This is a genomic window from Paenibacillus wulumuqiensis (assembly GCF_000971965.1).
In the GTDB taxonomy this organism is placed as follows: domain Bacteria; phylum Bacillota; class Bacilli; order Paenibacillales; family Paenibacillaceae; genus Saccharibacillus; species Saccharibacillus wulumuqiensis.
In genome coordinates this window covers 538,265-561,883 of record NZ_LAQP01000004.1, presented here as the reverse complement: position 1 = coordinate 561,883, position 23,619 = coordinate 538,265, and the positions used below count along the sequence as shown (strand labels likewise).

Sequence of the window (23,619 nt, the reverse complement as noted above, 5' to 3'; positions counted from 1 at the left end):
ATCAACCGTTCCTGGCTTCCTTCCTCTGCCTGTACTATAGCTGCACATATTTCAGCAAATTCTTTTTGCTCCTTAGTTCCTGCAGCGCTATGTTTTTCCACCTGTTCACCGCCTGCTGGGTCAGATTGAGTTGCTCTGCCACCTGTTTCTCCGACAGATCTTCCACATACAGCTTTTGAATAATCAGCCTGGCTTTTGATGAGGAAATATGGCTTAGTGCATACTGAATAAACTCTTCTTCGCATAACTGCTGCAATTGACTGCATGCACTATCAACTTCGTTGTAATCCTCTGCCCACTCGCACTCTCGCTTGATATGTGCTCTTGTCTTGCTCTGCAGACGCCATGCACTTCGTTTGAGCTCAACCAGACATTCCTCATAAGTACACAACACAGGATTCACTTGATATCACCTCCTTTGCTGCAATTTACTTGCGGTATGGATTAGCTCCAATTATACGAAGCGCAATTTCCATATTCAACCAATTTATTTTCGGGAATCGTTTGTAAATCAAGGCCTGCCGATTCCATTCTATATAGGAGCGACAAACCGCTTCTGATCAGTGATAGCGGCCGCTATTCCAAAAAAACATATCCGGGAGGAATATCTATGGGACAGCAATATGAAGTGGTTTTTGTCAATAACTCATCCAACGCGGGACATGCCTGTTTGTATCAGACACTGCCAAAGCAAAGCAGCTCATCTACGATTCAATCACTTGCCTGGTTGACCGAAGGCGCTCACAGCAACACCAAAGTCCGCTTCGACTGGTCGGTTGATTATTGCTTTGTCTGGTCGGAGACAGGTACGTTGAAGCCCGGCGTTATCTTTGATGCTTCTCAGACAATTAATGTTCCTTCCCTGCAAAGCAGCAACAGTATTACGCTTTCCCGTGATCAATATGGCTTCTTTTTTCAGCCTCCTGTAAAAGGGGTAGCCGGTCAGCTGACGATGACTTTTGATGAGACCGTCCCTTCCTCTCTCGGTGCTGCAGGAGTAGGCATGTCCGGAGCTGGAACCTTTATCATTCCCACACAGCCCAATTATGAAGAAATTTTCACTCCCCATCCGGAATACTGGATCACTTTTGGCAACTACACTCAGGGTCAGGTCATGAATATTGAAGGGATTACACATACACAGCAGATTGATTTCCCGGCTAATGTGTATTCCATGACGGCAACATTGAATGCAGACAATTCCTGGACTCTTAGTCCAACCGAGTAATTCCCGTATTATCAATTGCTGCTTATGATGGGGCCACCTTTGTACGAGGTGGCCTTTTTCATGTCTGATTTTATGAATACCAGCAGCCAGGATGCCGGGGATTGGTTGTATCTCTTTTATACAGGATGACATAGTCATTCTCATAGTGATTGCTGTCATTCGTTATGTAATATAATTCCATTACTGTCATGTAATTAAACGCTGTGCAAAACCGGTCTATAGAGACCGGTCAGGTGGCATCAGGAAGTCTGAAGTTATTTGGCCTGCAGATACATCAGTGCACTCATACGATCGTTCACGCCCATTTTGGCATAAATAATACTGATGTAGTTACGCACAGTCCCGCTATGGATATACAGCTGCTGGGCAATCTGTTTATTGGTAAGCCCCTGTCTCATAAGTGTGATAATCTCCTGTTCCCGCCTTGTAAAATCGGCAGATTGACCGAAAGCGGTTCGATCAGCCTCTACCGATCGCCGGTTTATCGTTTCTGCCAGCTGAATAGCGACAGCTGCCGGCATCGTAAACTGTCCGGCTGTCACACTACGAATCGTCTGAATCAATAGACGGCTGTCCATATCCTTGAGCAGATAACCATTGGCTCCGCTCCTCATGCCCTCCATAATATATTGCTCATCCATAAAGGTGGAGAGCAGCAGTACAATCATATCGGGACGATGCTGTTTAATTTTACGGGCGCAGCATATTCCATCCATGACAGGCATCTGAATATCCAGCAGCACAATATCCGGCTCGTTCCGGTGTACCATTTCCCAGGCTTCCTGGCCGTTCGCAGCTGTATTCACCACGATGATGTCTTCTTCCAATTCCAGTATGGTCTTCAACCCTTCCCTCATAAGCGTCTGATCATCCGCCACCAGCAATTTTAGCTTATTCATAAGCTGCTCCTGCTGCAGTACATACTGGCATCTGAATGAACAGCTCGGTCCAGTCGATCTCAATAGAAGTGTGTTTGTGAATATTATCAATAAGAAGGGCAATTTCGGAGGCTAGATTCATCGAGGGAGTCTGGCTGGCCATATGATGAGTAAATCGCCGAATCTCCTCAATTCCGTGCCGGATCAGTTCCTGAGAAGATTCGAGCTTTTCGCGTGTCACAATTGGATTGATATCCAGCAGCTTTTGGGCTGCGTCCAGCTGGATCAAGGAAAGGGTCAGTGTATGACTGACAACATTATGAATATCCCTTGCAATGCACCGTCGTTCTTCGGTTAGCAGCTGCTCGGTGATCCATTGCTCAGTCAGCAATGTGCTGGAATATTGCACCGGAGATGTACAATAATAAAAGCCTGCCTGTTTATCTGGAGAATTGTGCGAAGAAGCAGGCAAACCAAGCGGAATGGTCTGTTCGTCAATCGCTGCCTGCGGTATGACAGGAATGTCTGCGTATTTCTTTCGTGAACGCTGATTTTGTTTTATTTTGCAATGCAGTGCCGATCCAACGTTGGCTGACTTCATTGTAATGCTCCTCCCTCGTATCGTTTTCAGGGAAACAGAATAATAACCATGTCCACAAACAGCGAATGGACCCGCACCAGTACTCTTGGCTATGATTGGATGATCGCTCTGTAAATGATGCTGATATCCATTCATTTATCTTCGATTTCTCTCTGCTTCTCTCCATCCCTCCTTCTTTTCTTAGCAACAGAATTATCCATTAAATTATAATAATTCCTGTTTATGTTTATTATATCGTTGTTCTAAACAAAATATGCAGGTATCTCCATCGTTGCCCTGTCTCCTCATACGTTGGATTCATCTGCTCATCCGGCTGTCCAAACCGAAACATCTGTAGCGCCTCCCCGTCTATTGTTGTACAATAAAATGCGGTAAACCTATTTGACGAGCGGGTTATTATTGTCTATTTTCGTGTTTCTGCAGCCGATATTCGAAGCTGCCGAAAAACGATGTTTTCTGTTTACAGAATAAACGGCGTTTTACACAGCTTGCCCGGGCTCTGAAAGAAATAAATCATAAGGATGGTTACACATGTATATTGCAGATCAATGGAAAGACTATGAATTAATCGATACCGGTGATGGAGAGCGTCTGGAGCGCTGGGGAGAAATCCTGCTGCGTCGTCCGGACCCACAGATCATCTGGCCCAAGAAATCCGACGATCCACGCTGGAATCAGGTGCACGGTCATTATCACCGCAGCTCCTCGGGCGGTGGCGAGTGGGAATGGAAACGCAAAATCCCGGAAAAATGGGAGCTTGGTTATGAACAGTTGAAATTCCATATCAAACCGACCAACTTCAAGCATACCGGTCTGTTCCCGGAACAGGCAGCCAACTGGAGCTGGATGATGGACAAAATTCGCAATGCCGGACGTCCGATTTCCGTACTTAATCTGTTTGCCTACACCGGCGGTGCGACGGTAGCTGCCTCCTCTGCAGGTGCTGAAGTGGTGCATGTCGATGCAGCCAAAGGTATGGTGCAGTGGGCGAAAGAAAACCATCAGCTGTCCGGTATCGGCGATCGCCCGGTACGCTTCATTACCGATGATGTATTCAAATTCGTGCAGCGTGAGCAGCGTCGCGGTAACAAATATGATGCGATCATTATGGACCCTCCTTCCTACGGACGCGGACCAGGCGGAGAAATGTGGAAGCTGGAGCAGAGTCTGTATCCATTCCTGGAATCATGCATGACCATCATGTCCGACCAGCCGCTGTTCATGCTGATCAACTCGTATACAACCGGTCTGGCACCGACGGTATTGTCCAATATTCTTAGCATGACCATGAAGCAGCGTTATGGCGGTACCATTTCTTCGGGAGAGATCGGTCTGCCGATCACCAATTCGGGAATGACCCTGCCATGCGGTATCCTCGGCCGCTGGGAAAGCTGATCGGTTATGAGCACACCGAACGCATCCATTCCAGTCTTATTCGAAGATAATCATCTGCTCGCTGTCGTCAAGCCGGTCAATATTCCTTCCCAGGAAGACAATACCGGCGACCCTGACATGCTTACACTGCTCAAAGCCGATCTCAAAGAGCGGCATAACAAGCCGGGCAATGTATTTCTCGGCCTTGTTCACCGGCTGGATCGTCCGGTCGGCGGAGCGATGGTGTTTGCCAAAACATCCAAGGCCGCTTCTCGTCTGTCCGAGACGGTACGCAGCCGCAGTATGATCAAACAGTATGCTGCTGTTGTACGCGGTGTGCCTGCGCGTTCACAGGGTACTTTAAAAGATACACTGCTCAAAGACTCACGGACCAATATGGTAGCCGTGGTGAAGCCAGGGACTGCCGGTGCCAAAGATGCGGTGCTTGATTACGAAGTGATCGCCAGCACCGGTGAATTGTCGCTTGTGCTGATTCATCTGCATACTGGACGTTCGCATCAGATTCGTGTGCAGATGGCCCACAGCGGTCATCCGCTGTATGGTGATCAGAAATACGGTGCGGAAGTGAACAGCAAAGGCGAGCAGCTGGCTCTCTGGTCGGTCTGCACAGGCGTACCGCATCCGGTATCCAGAAAAATGATGACCTTTGTCTCTCTGCCACCACGTACTCGTCCATGGACGCAGTGGAATGAAGATGTATATGAACAGATTAAAGTACAGCTTGGACAGTAATTAGCTACTGGAAATAGTTGGAGAGTAGACAAAATACAGAGATACAGATACAGATACAGATACAGATACAGATACAGATACAGATACAGATACAATATTGGCAGGTTTTTTATTCTGTATGTAACAACAAGCTTCACTACTGATCCAAGATATCCAAAGGATACACAAAATATAAAAATCCCCTGTTTGTACAGAGTATCGACCATGCATCATAACATGGCTGCTATTCCGGAACGCAGGGGATTTTTATTTATGAGATATTATGATACTTCTTCATGCATGAAGGAAGTCAGTCATCGCAGATTAGCATTCATATTCTGAAGCTATAGCATTTGTACAGGATAGTAGAACAGAAAAAAGCTTTTCCCTGGTATTCTCTGAATGTATGAATCTCAGAGAATACAGCAGAAAAGCCCTTTTTGGAATCAATCCGGTTAGCTGCTGACAGAAGCGGTTGATACATCTTCCAGTACAGCGATGATTGCATCATTTTTGTCGAGTGTGACAATCGGTTTACCGATATGTCGGCGTTCATCGGTCTGCAGAGCGAGCTTGCTGTTAAATGGTATTGTGCGATTTGGCGGCACAATGGCGATAAACGAACGATTTTCCTTGCAGATAAAAGCAGCGATAATGCGGTTACCGTTCGGCTTCACGCGCTTGCCTTCTTTGAGTTCAAAGGTGGATACGCCTTTGCCCCCACGGCTCTGTGTCTGATACTGCAGCATGGACGTTCGTTTGGCATAACCGAGATCGGTCATGACCATCAGCTGTCCATCTTCTTCCCCGTCTACCCATAGCGAAATGACCACTTCATCGTCATCCACCAGCTGAATGCCGCGTACCCCTGTCGATACCCGGCCCATCGGACTGACTTCTTCCGCACGGAAACGGATGCTCATTCCGTTGCGGGTAATCAGCATCAGGTCGCGTGCCTGATCGCCGCGGCTGACGGATATGACTTCATCTCCTTCACCGAGCTTGCAGGCGGCTACCGCACCGGAGCGCTTGGTTGCATAGTCTTTGAGTTCGGTCCGTTTGACCTGTCCCCGCTTGGTGACAAACACCAGACTGCCTGTCTCTTCTTCCAGATTGCGTACCGGGATAATATCGACGATCCGGTCTTCCCGGGTCATGGAAATGACATTGACAATCGCCGTACCGGTTTCTTTCCACTTGAAGTCCGGAATCTGATGCACCGGCAGCAGGAAGTACTGACCGCGCTGCGTGAAGATCAGCAGACTATCGAGTGTATTCACATCCAGTACCTGGCGGATAAAGTCATCTTCCTTGGCTCCCGAGCCGCTGCGCTCTGCACCGGAACGGTTAAAGGACATCATGCTCGTACGCTTGATGTATCCACCGCTCGAGAGGGTAACCAGCACATCCTCGGAGTTGACCAGAACTTCCAGATTGACTTTGAGTTCTTCCACTTCATCACGGATCTCGGAGCGGCGCTCGATTCCATATTTGTCGTAGCTCTCCATCAATTCTTTTTTGATGACACCGATCAGTTTTTTGTCGCTGTCCAGAATGGATTGGAGATTTTTAATTTTTTTCTGGATATCGCTCAGTTCTTTCTCCACCTGATTAATTTCCAGGTTGGTCAGACGATACAATTGCAGGCTGAGAATGGCATCGGCCTGACGCTCGGTCAATCCGAACATCCACTGTAGATTTTGATGGGCATCCTGACGGTTTTTGGATGCTTTGATCGCTGCGATCACTTCATCCAGAATATTCAGTGCCTTGGCGAGACCTTCCAGCACATGCGCACGATCTTCCAGTTTGTCCAGATCATAGCGTGTACGGCGGGTCACCACTTCGCGCTGGTGAGCGATATATGCTTGCAGTATCGCTTTTAGACCCAGCTGCTGTGGAGCTTTGTTGACAATAGCGACCATGTTAAAGTTGTAGGCTACCTGCAGATCGGTCTTTTTGAGCAGATAAGCGAGGATACCTTCTGCGTCTGCATCCTTTTTCAGTTCCACGACGATACGCAGGCCTTCACGGCCGCTCTCATCACGAACTTCGGCAATACCTTCGACCTTTTTCTCCAGACGGATATTCTCCATCGCGGTGACCAGACGTACCTTTACCACCTGATAAGGGATCTCGGTAATCACGATCTGCTGTTTGCCGCCGCGCATCGTCTCGATTTCGGTTTTGGAACGAACATAGATGCGCCCTTTACCGGTCTCATACGCATCGCGGATACCACTGCCGCCCATAATAATGCCGCCGGTCGGGAAGTCCGGACCTTTGACATGAGTCATCAGCTCATCCAGCTCCATCGCCGGATTCTCCATCAGTGCAATACAGGCTTCAATGACTTCACGCAGGCTGTGCGGCGGAATCTCGGTCGCAAAACCTGATGAAATACCACTGACACCATTGACGAGCAGATTCGGATAACGGGCCGGCAGAACGGTCGGTTCCTTGGTTGTATTATCGAAATTGTCCTTGAACTGGACCGTATTGCGGTCGATATCGCGCAGAATCTCCATGGCAATGGCAGACAGGCGTGCTTCGGTATAACGCATTGCTGCTGCCGGATCATCATCCGGGGAACCCCAGTTACCATGACCGTCCACGAGTGTATGTCCCATTTTCCATGGCTGTGCCATCCGGACCATACCATCATAGATGGAAGAGTCACCGTGCGGGTGATAGTTACCCATTACGTCACCGACGGTTTTAGCAGATTTGCGGTAGCCTTTTTCCGGTGTATTGCCGGATTCGTACATCGCATAGAGAATACGGCGCTGTACCGGTTTTAATCCGTCCCGTACATCTGGAATCGCACGGTCCTGGATAATATATTTGGAATAACGACCAAATCGGTCTCCGACGACTTCTTCGAGAAACGCCGGCATATACTGTTCATTTGTAGCCATCCGTTCACCTTACCTTCCGGCCGCAGCCGGATTATTTTATAAAACTGTTATTCGTGCAAAAAGGAATGAAAACCATCCCTGAAAGCTGGTGTGTCTCATTCCTGATTGCCGTCTATAGCGTGAATTATTGTATGGAAATATTACTCTTCGTATTCTGTAAAATCGACATTTTCGACGATCCAGCGTTTGCGCGGATCGACTTTGTCGCCCATCAGTGTGGATACGCGGCGTTCGGCTTTGGCCGCATCCTCGATCTGTACCTGCAGCAGCGTACGACTCTCCGGATTCATTGTGGTCTCCCACAGCTGATCGGGATTCATCTCACCCAGACCTTTGTAACGCTGCAGCTCGACATTGCGGCCGAATTCCTTGAGCGATTTCTCCAGCTGCTCATCGGTCCATGCATAACGTTGATTGGTCTTTTTGCCGGAACGCTGTGTGATTTTGAACAGCGGCGGCTGAGCGATATAGATACGCCCCTGGTCAATCAGAGGCTTCATGTACCGGTAAAAGAACGTCAGCAGCAGCACCTGAATATGCGCTCCATCCGTATCGGCATCGGTCATGATAATAATCTTGGAGTAATTGCTGTCTTCAATCGCAAACTCGGGTCCAATACCGGCACCAATCGCCGAGGTAATCGCCCGGTATTCTTCGTTTTTCATTACATCCGCCAGCTTGGACTTTTCCGGATTCATCGGTTTACCCTTAAGAGGCAAAATCGCCTGGATCTTGGAATCACGTCCCTGCTTGGCCGAACCACCTGCGGAATCACCCTCAACGATAAACAGTTCATTGCGGGAAAAGTCCTTGGATTGTGCAGGGCTTAGCTTGCCGTTCAGGTTGGAGCTCTCGCTGCGCTTGCGGCCGGTACGCATATCATCGCGTGCCTTGCGGGCAGCTTCACGGGCTCTGGAAGCCTGAATCGCCTTTTTGATAAGCTTCTGGCCGACCTGCGGGTTCTCTTCAAGGAAACGCTGCATGCTCTCGGCTACAACCGCATCCACGGCTCCGCGTGCAGAGGAACTGCCCAGCTGGTCCTTGGTCTGGCCGACAAATTCCACCTCAGCCATCTTGACGCTGATAACAGCCATCATGCCTTCGCGCAGATCGCCGCCCTCCAAGTTCTTTTCCTTTTCCTTGAGCATGCTCATCTTGCGGGCATAATCATTGAGTACCCGGGTGTACGCCGTCTTGAATCCGGTCTCGTGCGTACCGCCTCCGCGAGTAGGAATGGAATTGACAAAGGAAGCAATCGTCTCGGTATAACCTGCGTTATACTGCAGGGCAATCTCGACCTCGATATCCTCACGTTCCGCATTAAAATGAATCACATCATGCAGTACGTCCTTGCCCTCGTTCAAATATTCAACGAACTGACTGGCGCCGCCTTCGTAATAGAAACGGTCTTCTTTGTCATTGCGCTCATCCTTGAGCAGAATCTCCAGCCCCGAATTCAGGAAAGCAATCTCCTGCAGACGCTCGGACAGCGTATCATAGTTAAGGGAAATTCCGTTCTGGAATACACGGATATCCGGCTTAAAGGTAACTTTGGTGCCGGTGACTTTGGTTTTGCCGATCACTTCAAGACCGGTTACCGGCTCACCGACATGTTCCTTGCCCTTTTTGTCCATCCAGTATTCAAACCGTTGACGGTGAATTCCGCCATCCCGGTAGATTTCCACTTCCAGCCATTCGGACAGGGCATTGGTAACTGATGCCCCTACACCGTGCAGACCGCCGGACTTTTTGTATCCGCCACCGCCGAATTTACCGCCGGCATGCAGAATGGTAAATACGACCTGAGGCGTTGGGATGCCGCTTTTATGCATTCCCGTCGGAATTCCCCGGCCGTTATCATATACGGTTACAGAACCGTCTTTGTTTAGGCTGATCTCTATTTTGTCGCAATGCTTTGCAAGATGCTCGTCGACTGCATTGTCTACAATCTCCCAGACAAGATGATGCAGTCCAGACGAACTTGTACTACCGATATACATCCCCGGACGCTTCCGTACGGCAACAAGCCCTTCGAGCACCTGAATGTCGTCAGCATCATACCCTGTAGCTGGCGGATTAACGCCATCCCGGGATGAATTTGTAAGTGAATCGATCTGTTCGACCATTCATGGCCCCCCTTTATTTATTGCAATCATGCTTCGTGCTTCTCAACCTACGCTTTAGTAGTATACTGGTTTGTCGAAAATTACGCCAGAGCCAGCCGAACAATCCTTTTCGGTATCCGAAGGGAGGATTATATCACTTCAGGCTATCCTCAGCTTTGCCTAAGCATACCACAAGCCTTGAGCATATCACATATTACGATTTACATTAAATGTAATTTATAAGTATGTTGTTCGGAAATAATGCAAACACATGTTTCCATTTCTTCATTTATTCTAAATCAAACTCCCGTTTTCGTAAAGGAAATGTTGCAAAGGAGTACGAACAAGTACACCCGTTTATCCTTTTATCATGCTCTTTCATGAAAACAAGCCTGCCTGCAGGTGCGTTCGCATCCTGCAAAGGCAGACTTGTTTATTTTAACGAATAATAAGAAGCGTGCAAGCTTGCCAGTCTCCATTTCACTGTTCGGGCAGCTGCTTTGACAGCAAACCGATACAGGATGGAACACCACTAGCAGAGTTCGCAGCATTTATGCTAATTCAGTACATCCCTTTTCGTAAAGACGACAAACGACACAACCAGCGATACCGCGGCCCAGATGCCGAGTACCGCCAGTGAGAACGGCAGGGTCATGCCTTCGATCGGTGCCGGGCTGCCGGACAGGTAATTGGTCAGGCCCAGATTGACCATAAACAGATACTTGGCACTGCTCCACGAAGAAGCCATATTGGTCAGAATCGTCCCGGCGATCAGCGCCGCCATCATAATGACGATACTCGCAGCGGTACTGCGTACGAGCACAGATACCATAAAAGCCAGCAGCCCCACTGTCAATCCGACGAACCAGATCAGTCCCATCTGCATCAGAATAAACTGCCACTGGTCCACCGCATGCACCGTCGCCATATCCACGCCCGTCTCACTTGGCTGGAATCCGGTAAATACCGGAATGGTAAAGCCCGAATATCCGAATGCCAGCCCCGATATTGCATAACATATAATAAAGGTCGATACGACGATGAGCGACACAAACATGGTCAGCGTAATCAGCTTGCTGAGCAAAATTTTCCATCGCCGCACCGGCCTCGTCAGCAGCATCTTGATCGTGCCGCCGGTTCGCTCACCGGAGACCAGATCCGAAGCGATCGTCATAATCAGCAGCGGGATAAACAGGCTGCTGGAATTATCGAGGAATTCACGGGTAAAGGTGACACCGCCCGGTTCGTTCGGATTCACGTCATTTTGCAAATAATACTGCATCTGCTGGATAAAGATGCGGCGGTACTTTTTCCATTCTTCCGGTACCCGGTCACTGCCCAGGGAGTTCTGGTTATCCGTAATGGCCTGTTGCAGCTCGGTTCGCCAGTCATCTCCGAACTTGGTACGGTTCTCCTGTGCCTGACGCATCTGTGCATAGGTGAACATCGGCACCAGCACGAGCAGCACGAGCAGGATGACATAGAACCGCTTTTTCTTGATAATCTTGATCGTCTCATTCTGTACGAGCGGCCAGATGCTATTCAATCGTCTCACCCTCCGTAATGCCGAGGAACAGCTGCTCCAGGGTAGGATTCAGTTTGCGTACGTTATGAATTTGGACATTTGCCTGTACCAGAGCCTGAATGGTTGAAGATATCTGTTCTTCCGGTGTGCGGGTGATGATGCTGTCTGCCTTCAGTGAAGCAGCCGTATCATTATCCAGATGTGCCGATTCCATATCCAGCACACTGACTTGAGGCAGGGACTTCAAAATGCGCATTCCCTGATCGGCAGGCTCCAGTTCCCAGACGACGAGATGTTCCCTGTCTTCGACCAGCTCGTTAACACTGCCTACCGCAATTACCCGGCCGTTGCCGATAATGGCGACCCGATCGCACAGCAGCTGAATCTCGCTGAGCAGATGGCTGGAGACAAACACGCCCATCCCCTGGGCCGCCAGCTCACGGATGAACAGCCGCATATCACGGATACCTTTGGGGTCGAGTCCGTTGGTCGGTTCATCAAGAATGAGCAGCTTCGGTCTGCCGAGCAGTGCCTGGGCAATACCGAGGCGCTGACGCATCCCCAGCGAGTATTTGCTCACTTTATCATGAATCCGTTCGTCCAGGCGAACGATCTCCGTAACCTCCTGAATCCGCTGTTCATCCACGCCCGGCTGCATCCGGGCAAAATGCTGCAGATTCTCCCAGCCGGTCAGATATGGGTACATCTCCGGATTCTCGACAATCGAACCTACGTAGGCCAGCGCCTTTTCCGGCTGGCGGGTTACGTCATATCCGCAGATGGTAATCTGTCCTTCGGTCGGTCGGATCAGATTGACCAGCATCCGGATCGTAGTCGTCTTTCCTGCTCCATTGGGACCGAGAAAGCCGAAGATCTCACCTGCCCGCACGTTAAAGGTCACATCCTTGATAATCCATCGCTTGCCGATCTTTTTCTTTACTTTTACAGCCGATAGTATGATTTCCGATTCTGTCTGTTCGCCGCCAGTAATCGCTGTGGCAATGTCCGGGTTTGGTCTATTCATCCGTTGATATTCCCTCCTGTAACCTGTACTTGTACGTAGTGACCTGACTGTATTGTTCCCAAGCGGACAAATCCCGCTGCATAATGAATGAAAAAGGTATATTTCGATGATTATCCGGCATCCCGGTTAGCGGATACTCTGAACGATACGCTGGGCAATCTGCTCATAGCCATCACCATTTGGATGGAAATGATCGGCCGACAAATACTGATCCAGATTGTTCTGGAACAGGTCAAACGTCGGAATAACCATCATATGTTCGTTCGTATTAGTGAGGCCGGTCGCTTTCATATTCCAGGCACTTACCGCCTGATTGCCCGGTACACGAAGTTCTTTCAGATCTCCAAACGGATTGTACAGACCGAGGTAAATAATCTGTGCATCGGGATTGATTTCTGCCAGTCGATCCAGAATTTTCTGCAGTCGTGCCGCTGCCTGAGGCTGGTTGGTCAGCAGCTGCTTGGCAGTAGGAGCTTGCTCGTCCAGATTGCCGAGCGCTTCACCACCATTGAACAGATCATTCGCACCAATCGACAGCATAATGACATTGGACTGACGCAGCGTATGCTGCACACCGGATTGCTCCAGTGAAGAGAGCACCTGATTGGTCTTTTGCCCGTTAATGCCCAGATTGGCGACCAGCTTGGCATCGACTCCCTGCTGCTGCAGAAGATTGACCGTACGGCGTACAAATCCGCTGCCTTCGTCGTCGCCGGTTCCTTTGGCCAGCGAGTCACCCATGGCTGCAATGCGTATTCCTTCCGTCGCCGGATCAACGGCGGCCTGGGAACCGGTATCTCCGCTGCCGGCAGAATCACCTGCTGTATAGGAGCTGCCTACCGGATTGACAACATCATTGACTGCATATACAAAACCGCCGATCAGCAGTAACGTTGCTATGATGGAAGCGATGCTGGTAATTCTCCATATTCGTGCCGATGATGAAGATGGTTTCATCCTGTGACCTCCAAGTTATAAATTATAGTAAGTGGTACTCTTCATTATATACACTATGTATACAACTTCCAAATGATCAGCAGCTATCCAAGTGTATGCCAACCATTTGGAAGTTGTACACTCTGTCCTCTAAGTTGGAAAAGGGACGCTGTCGATCCGAAAACAGCGGCAGATCGGTCAGAGCGTCCCTTTCCTGTGTATTGTAATTACAGCTGGCGGATTAATTTTTATTTCAGTAAATATACCCTTGCTTCATATGGCTGCAGACTCAGCTGACGGATATCCTGCTGGTCGTCCACTTCGTAGTTGCTGATCAGCAGCTGATGCTGCTCGTAATGAACCTCGTCCTCCAGCCGGAAATGCACGTTCTGGTCACAGAAGTTCAGTACGACGAGCAGCTGCGCTCCTTCATAACTCCGCATATAGGCAAAGATCTGCTCATCATCCGGCAGCAGCAGACGGTAGTCCCCATAGACGATAATTTCGTGCTCTCCGCGCAGGGCAATCAGTTTCTGGTAATAATAGAAAATGGAATCCTGATCATTCAGCGCTTCGGCGACATTAATTTTGTCATGATTCGGATTGACCGGCAGCCATGGCTTGCCTGTCGTAAAGCCGGCATGCTCGGAATCATCCCACTGCATCGGCGTACGGGCATTGTCCCGACTTTTGATATAGATCGATTCCATCACTTTATTTTTGTCGATTCCAGCCTGGGTATACTCATTGTACATATTCACTGTCTCGATATCCTGGTAATCATCAATGGATGGCATACGGATATTGGTCATCCCGATTTCCTCACCCTGATAAATGTACGGTGTGCCCTGCAGCGTGTGCAGCAGCGTCCCGAGCATTTTGGCGGATTCCTTGCGGTAACGGGTATCATTGCCAAATCGTGATACCATACGCGGCTGGTCATGGTTGTTCATATAATTGCTGTTCCAGCCCTTATTGTGGAGCAGGGTCTGCCATTTGCTAATGATCGCCTTGATCTCGGGAAGTTCCCATGGACGGATATCCCATTTGCCGCCCTTGCCGGCATCGACCCGCATCAGTTCAAAATGAAATACCATATTCAGTTCATTGCGATCCTCTCCGACATACAATGCACCATCTTCAGGGGTGACATTAATCGCTTCACCGACCGTCATAATATCGTATTTGGACAGTACCTTTGCATTCATCTCCTGCAGGTATTCATGCACCCGTGGACCGTTGACAAAGTACTTGCCTCCAAAATGATACGGGAAAATGTCTCCCGGATCGCCTGTTCCCAGCTGAGGCGTCTCTTCTCTCGCATTGGGCAACTGAGGGTCCTTGGAGATCAGATTGATCACATCCATCCGGAACCCGTCAATTCCTTTGTCCAACCACCAGGTCATCATCTTGTACACTTCTTCCCGCACAGTCGGATTCTCCCAGTTCAGATCCGGTTGCTTTTTGGAAAAGAGGTGCAAATAATATTCGCCGGTTGTCTCATCGAGCTGCCAGGCCGATCCACTGAAAAAGGAGCTCCAGTCGTTAGGCTCGCGGTCTTCCTGACCCGGACGCCAGATATAGTAGTCACGGTAGGCATTCTCTTTGGATTTGCGGGACTCGACGAACCAGGCATGCTCATCGGAGCTGTGGTTGACGACAAGATCCATGATCAGCTTCATACCGCGCTGATGCAGGCCATCCAGCAGCTGCTCCCAATCTTCCAGTGTGCCGAATTCATCCATAATATTCTGGTAGTTGCTAATATCGTAGCCATTGTCATCATTCGGTGACTCATACACCGGACAGAGCCAGACCACATGCACGCCAAGCAGCTGCAGATAGTCCAGCTTGCTGATAATGCCCGGAATATCACCGATTCCATCTCCATTACTGTCCATAAAGCTGCGCGGATAAATCTGATATACGACACTTTCTTTCCACCATGTCTTCTTCATATCGCTTCCACCTCTCCTTATGTAATTGATCCGGTTGATACAATTGCTGGCTGTTGTGTACATATGCTTCTTTATTATTTCCCCATCTGTCCATAGATGAAGCAGGCTATTCAGCAGAACCTGTGAACTTTGTCAGGCAGACGTACGGCAGTAGGAATGATGTTCCACCAGTATAAGCATCGAGTCCTCACCTCATCCAACAGATACTCACCCGCAAGAGCAGATTGGACAAACATCAATCACAGGTGTATACTGACCACAGTCATAGTTGTTATGCGTAGTATTATGCTGCTTTGTTGATTTGAATACAGCAATAACAGCCTTTCTGGTACGGGACATTAGCTCAGCTGGTAGAGCATCCGACTCTTAATCGGCAGGTCGCGGGTTCGATCCCCACATGTCCCATTCCGATATAATTTTCAGATTTATGAATAGTCAAAAGCCCCATCGTCCATTATCAAAATGGACGATGGGGCTTTCTGTTATACCTTTTCGATATCGATGCCAATAATGCTGGCATCTGCATGCATATTATTATAAATGGAAATCATGATCTGCTGCAGTGATGTTATATCAGATACTTTGCGGATATTTCATCTTGAAAATATTATCCGGTGACAACTTGCTGCTCCGGTGCAGAAGCAACAACATACATTTGTACTTCCTTGCTGAAGCCCGGACGCTCCAACAGGAATGGTGCTGCAGAAGACCACTCGCCCTGCTGGATATACTTTTCCAGTCGGGACAATAGGTCCTGTATGGCAGACTGCGTCAGCTGCAGGATCAGCTCGTTTTTTTGTGCATGTAGCTGATTGCTACTGCCATCTGTTATCATCACCATCAATCTGGCTTTGACCGAAGATGATTTTTTGAGACGGATGGCTTTCATCTTTTTCGGTTTGCCGGATAGCTGTAGTGCTCTTAGTTTGTTGGCTAATTGGACAGCAGAGACAGGATTCAGCGAAAAAGATAATTCCTTTTTGTTTTGCGCTGCAAACCGGTAAGAAATCATCGCAGCCTCTTGCTGTTGATCCGATTTAGATTTATTTTCGGACTTTTTGCCGGACTTGGAACGGGATTGAGCGATTAATGCTGTCAGTTGTTCATACAGCTGGTCCGGCGAGTCTGCACAGAGCATCTGTTTTTTGCCGATTTTGACAAAGGGCTGGCGGCGGCAGGTTTTGCACTCACTCAGACAGCTTTTGCGCTGCTGATCGATATCAGGGAACCGCTCTCCGATATCCTGATAGACCTTTTTGGTGCCGACCCTGTCGTTTTTACTGCAATATTTGATCGTCTTCATGACTGTGATTCCCCCATCTTGCGATCTAATGCATCGGTTGAAATGTAACTTTATACTAGGGAGTGCCCTGCGGATTGTCAATAGAATGTAAAAGGAACGTACGCACCCTGACCTGTCCGCTGCATCTTTATAACAAAAGAAACCTTGTGGACTGTTCGGCAAGCCGGAGCATCCACAAGGTTTCTTTTGCGATCATGATTCTGTCAAATCGGTTCTTATAGCTGTAAATACATTTAACATTATTTACCGATAAATTCCTGCACCCATATACCATTCACATAACCTACACCGATATGCGTAAAGTTTTTGCTCAGTATATTGGCTTTGTGACCCGGGCTGTTCATCCAGGAATTCATAACCTGTGCGGGAGAAGTCTGGCCTTTGGCGATGTTCTCTCCTGCAGCGCGATAGCTGATTTTGTAAGTCTTCATCATATCAAATGGTGATCCGTACGTAGGTGAAGTGTGGCTGAAGTAATTGTTTTTGTACATATCCACTGCTTTGTCCTGAGCCATGGTCTGCAGATTGGTGTCTACAGCCAGCGCCTTCAGTCCGGCTTTGCTGCGCTCCTGATTCACGAGATCGGCTACCTGAGCGACAAAAGCGTACGTATCGGCTGTAACGGCCGTTTTCCCGGCTGCTGTAAAGTCCGCAGACAGTTTGGCATATGCTTTGTGTGTATATTGAACATGACTGGATGGAGCTGCCTGTGCACCTGCTGGTGCGATGAGTGTCGCTGCAAGAACTCCGGCAGCTGCTGCCGATGCGACAATGCGTTTCAGTTGGGTAAGCTTCATAATAAGTACAAATCCTCCTGTAAAATGAGTATGTTCAAATCCGCCTAAGATTTTAACATTTATTGCTATATATCGGCAACTTTGCATGAAATATGTGCCTATTTGCAAAAAAAGACACCGATTCAGCCTCGGTGTCCTAAAGAGAAATAAAAAACGACTCCCCTGATGCAGGGGAGCCGTCATTTTGCATCTGATGATACTTACATCTGTTTAATGAAATTGCAGCCGATCTTCTCATAACCCATATGCTGGTAAAATGAGCAGGAAGACAGACGCTCGTCACGGTTCATTCCGGTGACAAATACGGAATGATCTCCGGCTTCACGCGCCTGACGTTCGGCTGTCGTAATCAACTCACGGCCAATTCCTTTGTTGCGGTAGGCTTCCGAGATCACCAGACCGGTAATCTGGGAAGTCTGATGACCTGTATCATAAGATGTCTTGCGATACAGAGCGATCATACCAACCACCTGTCCTTCACGTTCAGCGACAAGGGTCATAAATTGGGGCTTGCCTTCCAGTGCAGCCATCCGGTCACGCAGTACACTCTCCGTCATAGGGTAACAAAGTTCACGCATCAGGCCAGTCAAAGCTTGAACATCTTTACTTTCGAATTTACGGACTTCCGCAACAGGCATTAATACACTAGTCGACATGTACATACTCCTCTTTTAGCAGAGCGGCCGCTTCAACGGCACGCTTCCGCGCGATTTCCACACTTTCGTCCGCACTGAGTGCCACTGCCATCCGGCGTCCGGGTTTGGTCTCCGGTTTGCCGAATACCCGTACCTGCGTACGCGGCAGCTTCAATGCTTCTTCCAGTCCGCCAACAACAAAATCTTTTGAAGTCTGTGCTGCCTTGAGTGTTGCCGATGCGCCAGGGGTCAATAGATGGACACCAGGGATCTCAAAACCGAGAATCGCCCGCACATGCAGAGCGAATTCGGACAAGTCCTGGGTTACCATCGTTACCATACCCGTATCATGCGGTCTTGGCGATACTTCGCTGAAGACTACCCCATCCGCCGTAAGAAACAGCTCCACACCGAACAATCCGTATCCTCCCAGATGTCCGGTAATGGTGCCGGCGATATGCTGGGCTTCTGCCAGCTGCTCCGCAGTCATGTAATGCGGCTGCCATGACTCCACATAATCCCCATCCCGCTGAATATGCCCGATCGGCGGACAATACAGGGTACCTGAGGCTGAACGCACCGTTAGCAGTGTAATTTCACTTTCAAAATGGACAAAGGCTTCGACGATGACCCGTACTGACTTGCCTCTGGCTCCTTCGAGCGCCGTATTCCAGCAATCTTCCGTATCTTCCGGCGTACGGCAGACGCTCTGTCCTTTGCCGGACGAGCTCATCAGAGGTTTTACTACGCAGGGTGTTCCGAGTTCAGCGACGGCTGCCTGGAGCTGCTCGAGATTATCCGCGAATCGGTACGCTGCAGTCGGCAGGCCGAGTGTCTCGGCAGCCAGGCGGCGTATCCCCTCACGATCCATCGTTAATCTCGCGGCTGTAGCGGTAGGAACGACATGATAGCCTTCCTGCTCCAGCTCCACCAGCACATCCGTCGCAATCGCTTCAATTTCAGGTACGATCAGATCCGGCTGCTCCAGGGCGATAACTTCCCTGAGCTGCTGTCCGTTCAGCATATCAATGACATGAGAACGGTGAGCGACCTGCATCGCAGGTGCGTCCGGATAGCGATCTACGGCGATGCATTCCACGCCGAGACGCTGAGCTTCGATCACTACTTCTTTACCAAGTTCTCCGCTGCCAAGCATCAAAATTTTCTTCGCCTGGCGAGACATTGGGGCCCCCCACATAATAAACAGCACTCCCTTATCCACTTTTTTACACTGCGTCAAGCTTGCATACTACTCGAACTGCAAAACTCTCCGTTGGTACAGATTGTGCTCTTTGTCTATTCTCTTTGCTGTTAAGTGATTAACACATTGTAAAATTCCCGACGATGTTGATAATGAACTTTACAATGTGTTGACACTCTTATTTTCTTACCTTCCAAGTTAGATTGCAACCCACTTTACTTAAATTTTTGGACAAATCACGAAATTTATTAAATGATGACGCTTTCATTCACGAATTTTGTCACAATTTGTATATTTGCTTGTTTCCTGCTTTTTACAAGAAACATTTTTAAGCAAAAAAAGCCTCTTATCACTGCTCACGTGAATAGCAGATAAGAGGCTTATATGGATATAAAAGGATATTGAAGGCACTTATTTGCTGGCGAGCAGACCCGGCTTTGCCGCTCCACGGCACCTATCGCCCATACTGGAGAGAAATTCCGATTTATATCGGCAGAAAAATTCTCGTCCGAGCAGCTGCCAGTCTGCTATAAGATGCAAACCGGATAGTTTTGTCATTCCTCAAGCTGTTCGATCCAGACTGATCCAGACGATCTTACAAAAAGCGGAACTGAGCTTCGATCAGTCCGTTGTATACCCCTTTGCGCTGAATCAGCTGCTCATGGGTACCCTCTTCCTTGATCTCTCCGTGATCCAGCACGACGATAAGGTCGGCATGGCGGATCGTCGATAGCCTGTGAGCGACGATAAAGGATGTTCTTCCCTGCAGCAGTACCTTGAGCGCTTCCTGAATCCGCAGCTCGGTCTCCGTATCGATACTCGCTGTCGCTTCATCCAGAATAAGAATCCGCGGATCGGCCAGCAGCGCCCTGGCAAAGGAGAGCAGCTGCCGCTGTCCCATAGACAGTACATTGCCCCGCTCCTCGACTTCGGTATCATAACCTTTGGCCAGCTTCTCGATAAATACATGGGCATGAACCGCCTTTGCTGCGGCTTCCACCTCTTCATCGGTCGCATCCAGGCGTCCGAACCGGATATTGTCACGGATCGTACCGGAGAAAATAAACGTATCCTGCAGCACAATACTGATCTGACTGCGCAGACTCTCCAGTGTCACATCACGCAGATCCTGACCATCGATCGTAATCTGGCCGCTCTTGATATCATAGAACCGGCTGATCAAATTGATGATGGTTGATTTACCTGAACCGGTATGACCGACCAGGGCAATCGACTGTCCGGCTTTGACGTTCAGATTGATTCCCTTAAGTGCCGGACGGCCCGGTTCATACTCAAACACCACATCCTTGAACACGATATCACCGCGGATACGCGGCATGGGATGGGCATCCGGCTTGTCGGCTACCGAAGGCTTTTCATCCATAAATTCAAAGATACGTTCCGAGGAAGCCATGGCAACAAGCAGCTGATTGTACATATTGCCGAGCCGGTTGATCGGGTCCCAGAAGTTGCTGACGTAGTTGGCAAAGGCGACCAGAATACCGATCTCAATCTCGCCGCTGGCGATCAGCATGGCTCCGAACCCGAACAGAATGACCGATCCAAGACCGCCGGTTACTTCGATCAACGGTCCGAACATCTGGTTCATCGCCGACGCTTTGTCCCAGGACTGCTTGCTCGACATATTCATATTATCGAAATATTTCATGTTCTGCTTTTCCTGTGTATACGCTTGGGTCACGCGAATTCCTTGAATCGATTCATTCAGATGGGAATTGATACGCGAGTTTTTCATCCGTACTTCCTGCCACGAACGACGGATGACTTTGCGCAGCTTGGTGGAGACGAAGAACATGATCGGCACGGTCAGCATAACCGCGAGTGCCAATTTCCAGTTGATGAACAGTAAAATGACAATGATCCCGAGCAGCTGTACACAGTCGATCATGACATTGACCGCCCCGTTGGTGAACAGATCCTGCAGGGAGTTCACATCATTGGTCACCCGGACGAGTACCGAACCGGCCGGCCTTTTATCAAAGAAAGAAAAGGACAGCCGCTGGATATGGCTGAACAGGTCCGAGCGCAGATCGTAGATGACCCGTTGCCCGATAATATTGGTGTACTTGATCCGGTAGGCATTGGCTGCCCATTGAATCAGATAAAGCACCAGTGCGAGCGCAGTCAGTCCATACAGCAGCTTCAGACTGGGTACACCGTTAGCAGGCTGGATCGCCCGGTCGATCGCCATACCGGTAATGAGCGGGACCGCCAGCTTGGTTACGGTTCCGAGCACCATCATAAGCAGAATAAAGGGCAGCAGCTGCCGGGCATACGGCTTCATGTAACTGAACAGGCGGCTGAATTGTCCCCAGTTAAATGCTTTGTCGATCAGCTCGTCATCCTGGTAGATAAACCGCTCCTCTACCCGTACCGATGCCGAGGTATCCATCACTTTTTGCTTGTCATCGATGGATGTATTGTTCATGGACGGATTACTCATGGTATCTCACCTGCTCCCCACTGCCTGGCTGCGGCAGTTCGCTTTTCCAGCCATCCGGCTCCGGCATGTCAGTCTCCGGCTGTTCTTGCAGACGGGAGATATGATCCGCATATTGGACATGATAGATGTCCTGGTACGGACCCGCGATATGGATTAGCTGTTCATGCTTGCCGCGCTGGATGACGCGTCCTTCTTCCAGTACCAGAATCTCATCCGCATGACGCAGCGAGGAGATCCGGTGCGCGATAATAAAAGTTGTTCTGCCCCGCATGACTTCCTGGAACCCGGACTGAATCTCATGCTCGGTCTCCATATCGACTGCACTGGTCGCATCGTCCAGAATGAGAATCTTCGGATTTTTGAGCAGGGCTCGCGCGATAGCGAGACGCTGCTTTTGTCCGCCTGACAATCCCAGACCGCGTTCGCCGACAATCGTATCATAGCCCTTTGGCAGCTCCATAATGAATTCATGAGCTTTGGCTAGCCGGGCGGCACGAACGATCTCTTCCATGGTCACTTCTTCCATCCCGTAGGCGATGTTATTTTTGATCGTGGAGGAGAACAGAAAGGTTTCCTGGAAAACAGAGGCAATCTGTGCCCGCAGATCTTCAATTCGGATATCCCGGATATCGGTACCGTCCAGTGTGATTTTGCCTTCATTTACGTTATAGGCGCGCATCAGCAGCTGGATAATGGTCGACTTACCGGAGCCTGTACCGCCCAGCAGCCCGATCACCGAGCCGGGAGGCGCATCCAGATTGATATCGACCACGGCTGCCATTTTGTTGCCATAGGCAAAGGTCACATGATCAAATACCACATGCCCCTTGATTTCATGCACTGGTTTAGCTGTATGTTCATCCTTGATATCCACCGGCTGATTCAGAATTTCCAGAATCCGTTCGGTCGATGCCTTGGATTGGGTGTAGTTGTTAATATGAAAGCCAAGTCCCCACATCGGGCCAATTATGTACCAGATCAGGGTGAAAAAAGCGACCAGCTCCCCGAGAGTCATCGATCCCTGGATCACCAGCGTACCGCCAAATCCGAGCAAAATGACGATACATACCGAAGCCAGCAGCTCCATCACCGGGAAATAACGGCTCCAGAGAGATGAAGCAAAAATCTGATTGGTCCGGTAGCGTTCATTGCGTACGGAGAACTTGTCCACTTCATGCGACTCCCGGGCAAATGCCTTGATCGTGCGTACACCGGTGATATTTTCCTGTACAGCTGTTGTAAGTGAACTTAACGCCAGTCGCATCTCCTGAAAAGCCGGATGAATGCGTGATTCAAAGCGCAAAGCCACATAGACGAGAAACGGAATGGAAATGAGGGTGACAAGGGTGAGCTGCCAGTTGAGCGAGAACATGACGGCTGCCCCGAAAATGACCATGAGGAACACATTGAGCAGCTGGGCAAAACCAAACGCGATAAAGTTACGGATGGCCTCCAGATCTCCGGTCAGACGGGACATCAGATCGCCTGTCTTGGCAGTATCATAATAACGGAAGGAAAGAAATTGAAGCTTTTCATAGCAGGCATTACGAAGCCGGTAGGCGAGGAAATTACCGAGCCTTCCACCGAAAAAACCGTGCAGGAACTGCATAAATGCTTTTAAAACAGTAACGACGAACAGTCCAATGACCAGCATGGGAACCTGATCAAACCGCCTGAGCCTGATAATGTCATCGATCAGGTATCTCAGCAGATTCGGATAGACCAATCCGAGCGCGGTAGCGGTTGCAAGACAAAAGATGGAGAAGTAGAGATAGCTCTTTTTTTCGCGATAAAAGCCTTGCAGTTGCCTGAGAACGTCCATGTTGTTCCTCCTTCAATCACCTGTCAGGTTATTTAGCATAATGAAGCTTACCACCGTCGCCAATTGCCCGCAAAGAGGAAAAGAGACCGTTTACAGTCGATGGTGTCAAATTAATGCC

General features: G+C 49.3%; 18 protein-coding genes and 1 tRNA gene. 4 read left to right on the top strand and 15 right to left on the bottom strand.

Features of this window, described 5'->3' with window-relative positions; genetic code table 11:
• Positions 1-34 precede the first annotated feature (34 nt).
• Positions 35-403 (bottom strand): sigma factor-like helix-turn-helix DNA-binding protein, encoded by a 369-nt coding sequence (locus WH45_RS14560; protein ID WP_052723789.1) that lies wholly within the window; start codon positions 401-403, stop codon positions 35-37.
• 207 nt (positions 404-610) lie between these two features.
• Between WH45_RS14560 and WH45_RS14555 the strand changes: the two genes are divergently transcribed.
• On the top strand, positions 611-1,228 hold the full coding sequence (locus tag WH45_RS14555; RefSeq protein WP_046215090.1) for a hypothetical protein: 618 nt from the start codon (positions 611-613) through the stop codon (positions 1,226-1,228).
• 254 nt (positions 1,229-1,482) lie between these two features.
• On the opposite strand, the gene WH45_RS14550 is transcribed toward WH45_RS14555, so the two are convergent.
• Positions 1,483-2,127: a response regulator transcription factor gene (locus tag WH45_RS14550; RefSeq protein WP_046215089.1), complete on the bottom strand. Its 645-nt coding sequence runs from the start codon at positions 2,125-2,127 to the stop codon at positions 1,483-1,485.
• Complete coding sequence (locus WH45_RS14545; protein WP_046215088.1) at positions 2,120-2,707, bottom strand: sensor histidine kinase; 588 nt, start codon at positions 2,705-2,707, stop codon at positions 2,120-2,122. Before WH45_RS14545 ends, WH45_RS14550 begins: the two co-directional genes overlap by 8 nt.
• A gap of 531 nt (positions 2,708-3,238) precedes the next feature.
• Here WH45_RS14545 and WH45_RS14540 point away from each other — a divergent pair.
• Entirely contained in the window at positions 3,239-4,102 is an 864-nt protein-coding gene (locus tag WH45_RS14540; RefSeq protein WP_046215087.1) for a class I SAM-dependent methyltransferase, read from the top strand.
• A 6-nt stretch (positions 4,103-4,108) separates the two neighbouring features.
• Positions 4,109-4,834, top strand: coding sequence for an RluA family pseudouridine synthase (locus WH45_RS14535; protein ID WP_046215086.1), 726 nt, complete (start codon positions 4,109-4,111; stop codon positions 4,832-4,834).
• A 434-nt stretch (positions 4,835-5,268) separates the two neighbouring features.
• On the opposite strand, the gene gyrA is transcribed toward WH45_RS14535, so the two are convergent.
• From gyrA to WH45_RS14505, 6 genes are all read right to left on the bottom strand, one after another.
• A complete protein-coding gene (gene gyrA, locus WH45_RS14530; protein WP_046215085.1) occupies positions 5,269-7,731 on the bottom strand; it encodes a DNA gyrase subunit A in 2,463 nt (820 codons plus the stop codon).
• 140 nt (positions 7,732-7,871) lie between these two features.
• Positions 7,872-9,857 (bottom strand): DNA topoisomerase IV subunit B, encoded by a 1,986-nt coding sequence (gene parE / locus WH45_RS14525; RefSeq protein WP_046215084.1) that lies wholly within the window; start codon positions 9,855-9,857, stop codon positions 7,872-7,874.
• Between the two features lie 535 nt (positions 9,858-10,392).
• Complete coding sequence (locus tag WH45_RS14520) at positions 10,393-11,382, bottom strand: ABC transporter permease (RefSeq protein WP_046215083.1); 990 nt, start codon at positions 11,380-11,382, stop codon at positions 10,393-10,395.
• Positions 11,375-12,385 (bottom strand): ABC transporter ATP-binding protein, encoded by a 1,011-nt coding sequence (locus tag WH45_RS14515; RefSeq protein ID WP_046215082.1) that lies wholly within the window; start codon positions 12,383-12,385, stop codon positions 11,375-11,377. Before WH45_RS14515 ends, WH45_RS14520 begins: the two co-directional genes overlap by 8 nt.
• Positions 12,386-12,511: 126 nt before the next feature.
• A complete protein-coding gene (locus WH45_RS14510) occupies positions 12,512-13,342 on the bottom strand; it encodes a GDSL-type esterase/lipase family protein (protein ID WP_046215081.1) in 831 nt (276 codons plus the stop codon).
• A gap of 227 nt (positions 13,343-13,569) precedes the next feature.
• A complete protein-coding gene (locus tag WH45_RS14505; protein WP_046215080.1) occupies positions 13,570-15,279 on the bottom strand; it encodes a glycoside hydrolase family 13 protein in 1,710 nt (569 codons plus the stop codon).
• A gap of 332 nt (positions 15,280-15,611) precedes the next feature.
• Between WH45_RS14505 and WH45_RS14500 the strand changes: the two genes are divergently transcribed.
• Positions 15,612-15,684: transfer RNA gene (locus tag WH45_RS14500), tRNA-Lys, on the top strand.
• A gap of 202 nt (positions 15,685-15,886) precedes the next feature.
• Here the strand turns inward: WH45_RS14500 and WH45_RS22890 are convergent.
• The 6 genes from WH45_RS22890 to WH45_RS14470 all read right to left on the bottom strand — a co-directional run bounded on the left by WH45_RS22890 (position 15,887) and on the right by WH45_RS14470 (position 23,501).
• A complete protein-coding gene (locus WH45_RS22890; protein WP_052723788.1) occupies positions 15,887-16,582 on the bottom strand; it encodes a DUF1450 domain-containing protein in 696 nt (231 codons plus the stop codon).
• A gap of 239 nt (positions 16,583-16,821) precedes the next feature.
• Positions 16,822-17,379: a CAP domain-containing protein gene (locus tag WH45_RS14490; protein ID WP_046215079.1), complete on the bottom strand. Its 558-nt coding sequence runs from the start codon at positions 17,377-17,379 to the stop codon at positions 16,822-16,824.
• Between the two features lie 200 nt (positions 17,380-17,579).
• Positions 17,580-18,035 (bottom strand): GNAT family N-acetyltransferase, encoded by a 456-nt coding sequence (locus tag WH45_RS14485; RefSeq protein WP_046215078.1) that lies wholly within the window; start codon positions 18,033-18,035, stop codon positions 17,580-17,582.
• Positions 18,025-19,212 (bottom strand): formate-dependent phosphoribosylglycinamide formyltransferase, encoded by a 1,188-nt coding sequence (purT, locus tag WH45_RS14480; protein ID WP_046215077.1) that lies wholly within the window; start codon positions 19,210-19,212, stop codon positions 18,025-18,027. Before purT ends, WH45_RS14485 begins: the two co-directional genes overlap by 11 nt.
• Before the next feature lie 598 nt (positions 19,213-19,810).
• On the bottom strand, positions 19,811-21,628 hold the full coding sequence (locus WH45_RS14475; protein WP_152663568.1) for an ABC transporter ATP-binding protein: 1,818 nt from the start codon (positions 21,626-21,628) through the stop codon (positions 19,811-19,813).
• 43 nt (positions 21,629-21,671) lie between these two features.
• Positions 21,672-23,501 (bottom strand): ABC transporter ATP-binding protein, encoded by a 1,830-nt coding sequence (locus tag WH45_RS14470; RefSeq protein WP_046215076.1) that lies wholly within the window; start codon positions 23,499-23,501, stop codon positions 21,672-21,674.
• Positions 23,502-23,619: the final 118 nt, after the last annotated feature.

Coding starts and splice junctions, on each gene's coding strand:
- WH45_RS14555 (WP_046215090.1), top strand. CDS start 611: ATGGGACAGCAATATGAAGTGGTTTTTGTCAATAACTCATCCAACGCG.
- WH45_RS14550 (WP_046215089.1), bottom strand. CDS start 2,127: ATGAATAAGCTAAAATTGCTGGTGGCGGATGATCAGACGCTTATGAGG.
- WH45_RS14545 (WP_046215088.1), bottom strand. CDS start 2,707: ATGAAGTCAGCCAACGTTGGATCGGCACTGCATTGCAAAATAAAACAA.
- WH45_RS14540 (WP_046215087.1), top strand. CDS start 3,239: ATGTATATTGCAGATCAATGGAAAGACTATGAATTAATCGATACCGGT.
- WH45_RS14535 (WP_046215086.1), top strand. CDS start 4,109: ATGAGCACACCGAACGCATCCATTCCAGTCTTATTCGAAGATAATCAT.
- gyrA (WP_046215085.1), bottom strand. CDS start 7,731: ATGGCTACAAATGAACAGTATATGCCGGCGTTTCTCGAAGAAGTCGTC.
- parE (WP_046215084.1), bottom strand. CDS start 9,857: ATGGTCGAACAGATCGATTCACTTACAAATTCATCCCGGGATGGCGTT.
- WH45_RS14515 (WP_046215082.1), bottom strand. CDS start 12,385: ATGAATAGACCAAACCCGGACATTGCCACAGCGATTACTGGCGGCGAA.
- WH45_RS14510 (WP_046215081.1), bottom strand. CDS start 13,342: ATGAAACCATCTTCATCATCGGCACGAATATGGAGAATTACCAGCATC.
- WH45_RS14505 (WP_046215080.1), bottom strand. CDS start 15,279: ATGAAGAAGACATGGTGGAAAGAAAGTGTCGTATATCAGATTTATCCG.
- WH45_RS22890 (WP_052723788.1), bottom strand. CDS start 16,582: ATGAAGACGATCAAATATTGCAGTAAAAACGACAGGGTCGGCACCAAA.
- WH45_RS14490 (WP_046215079.1), bottom strand. CDS start 17,379: ATGAAGCTTACCCAACTGAAACGCATTGTCGCATCGGCAGCAGCTGCC.
- WH45_RS14485 (WP_046215078.1), bottom strand. CDS start 18,035: ATGTCGACTAGTGTATTAATGCCTGTTGCGGAAGTCCGTAAATTCGAA.
- purT (WP_046215077.1), bottom strand. CDS start 19,212: ATGTGGGGGGCCCCAATGTCTCGCCAGGCGAAGAAAATTTTGATGCTT.
- WH45_RS14475 (WP_152663568.1), bottom strand. CDS start 21,628: ATGGATACCTCGGCATCGGTACGGGTAGAGGAGCGGTTTATCTACCAG.
- WH45_RS14470 (WP_046215076.1), bottom strand. CDS start 23,501: ATGGACGTTCTCAGGCAACTGCAAGGCTTTTATCGCGAAAAAAAGAGC.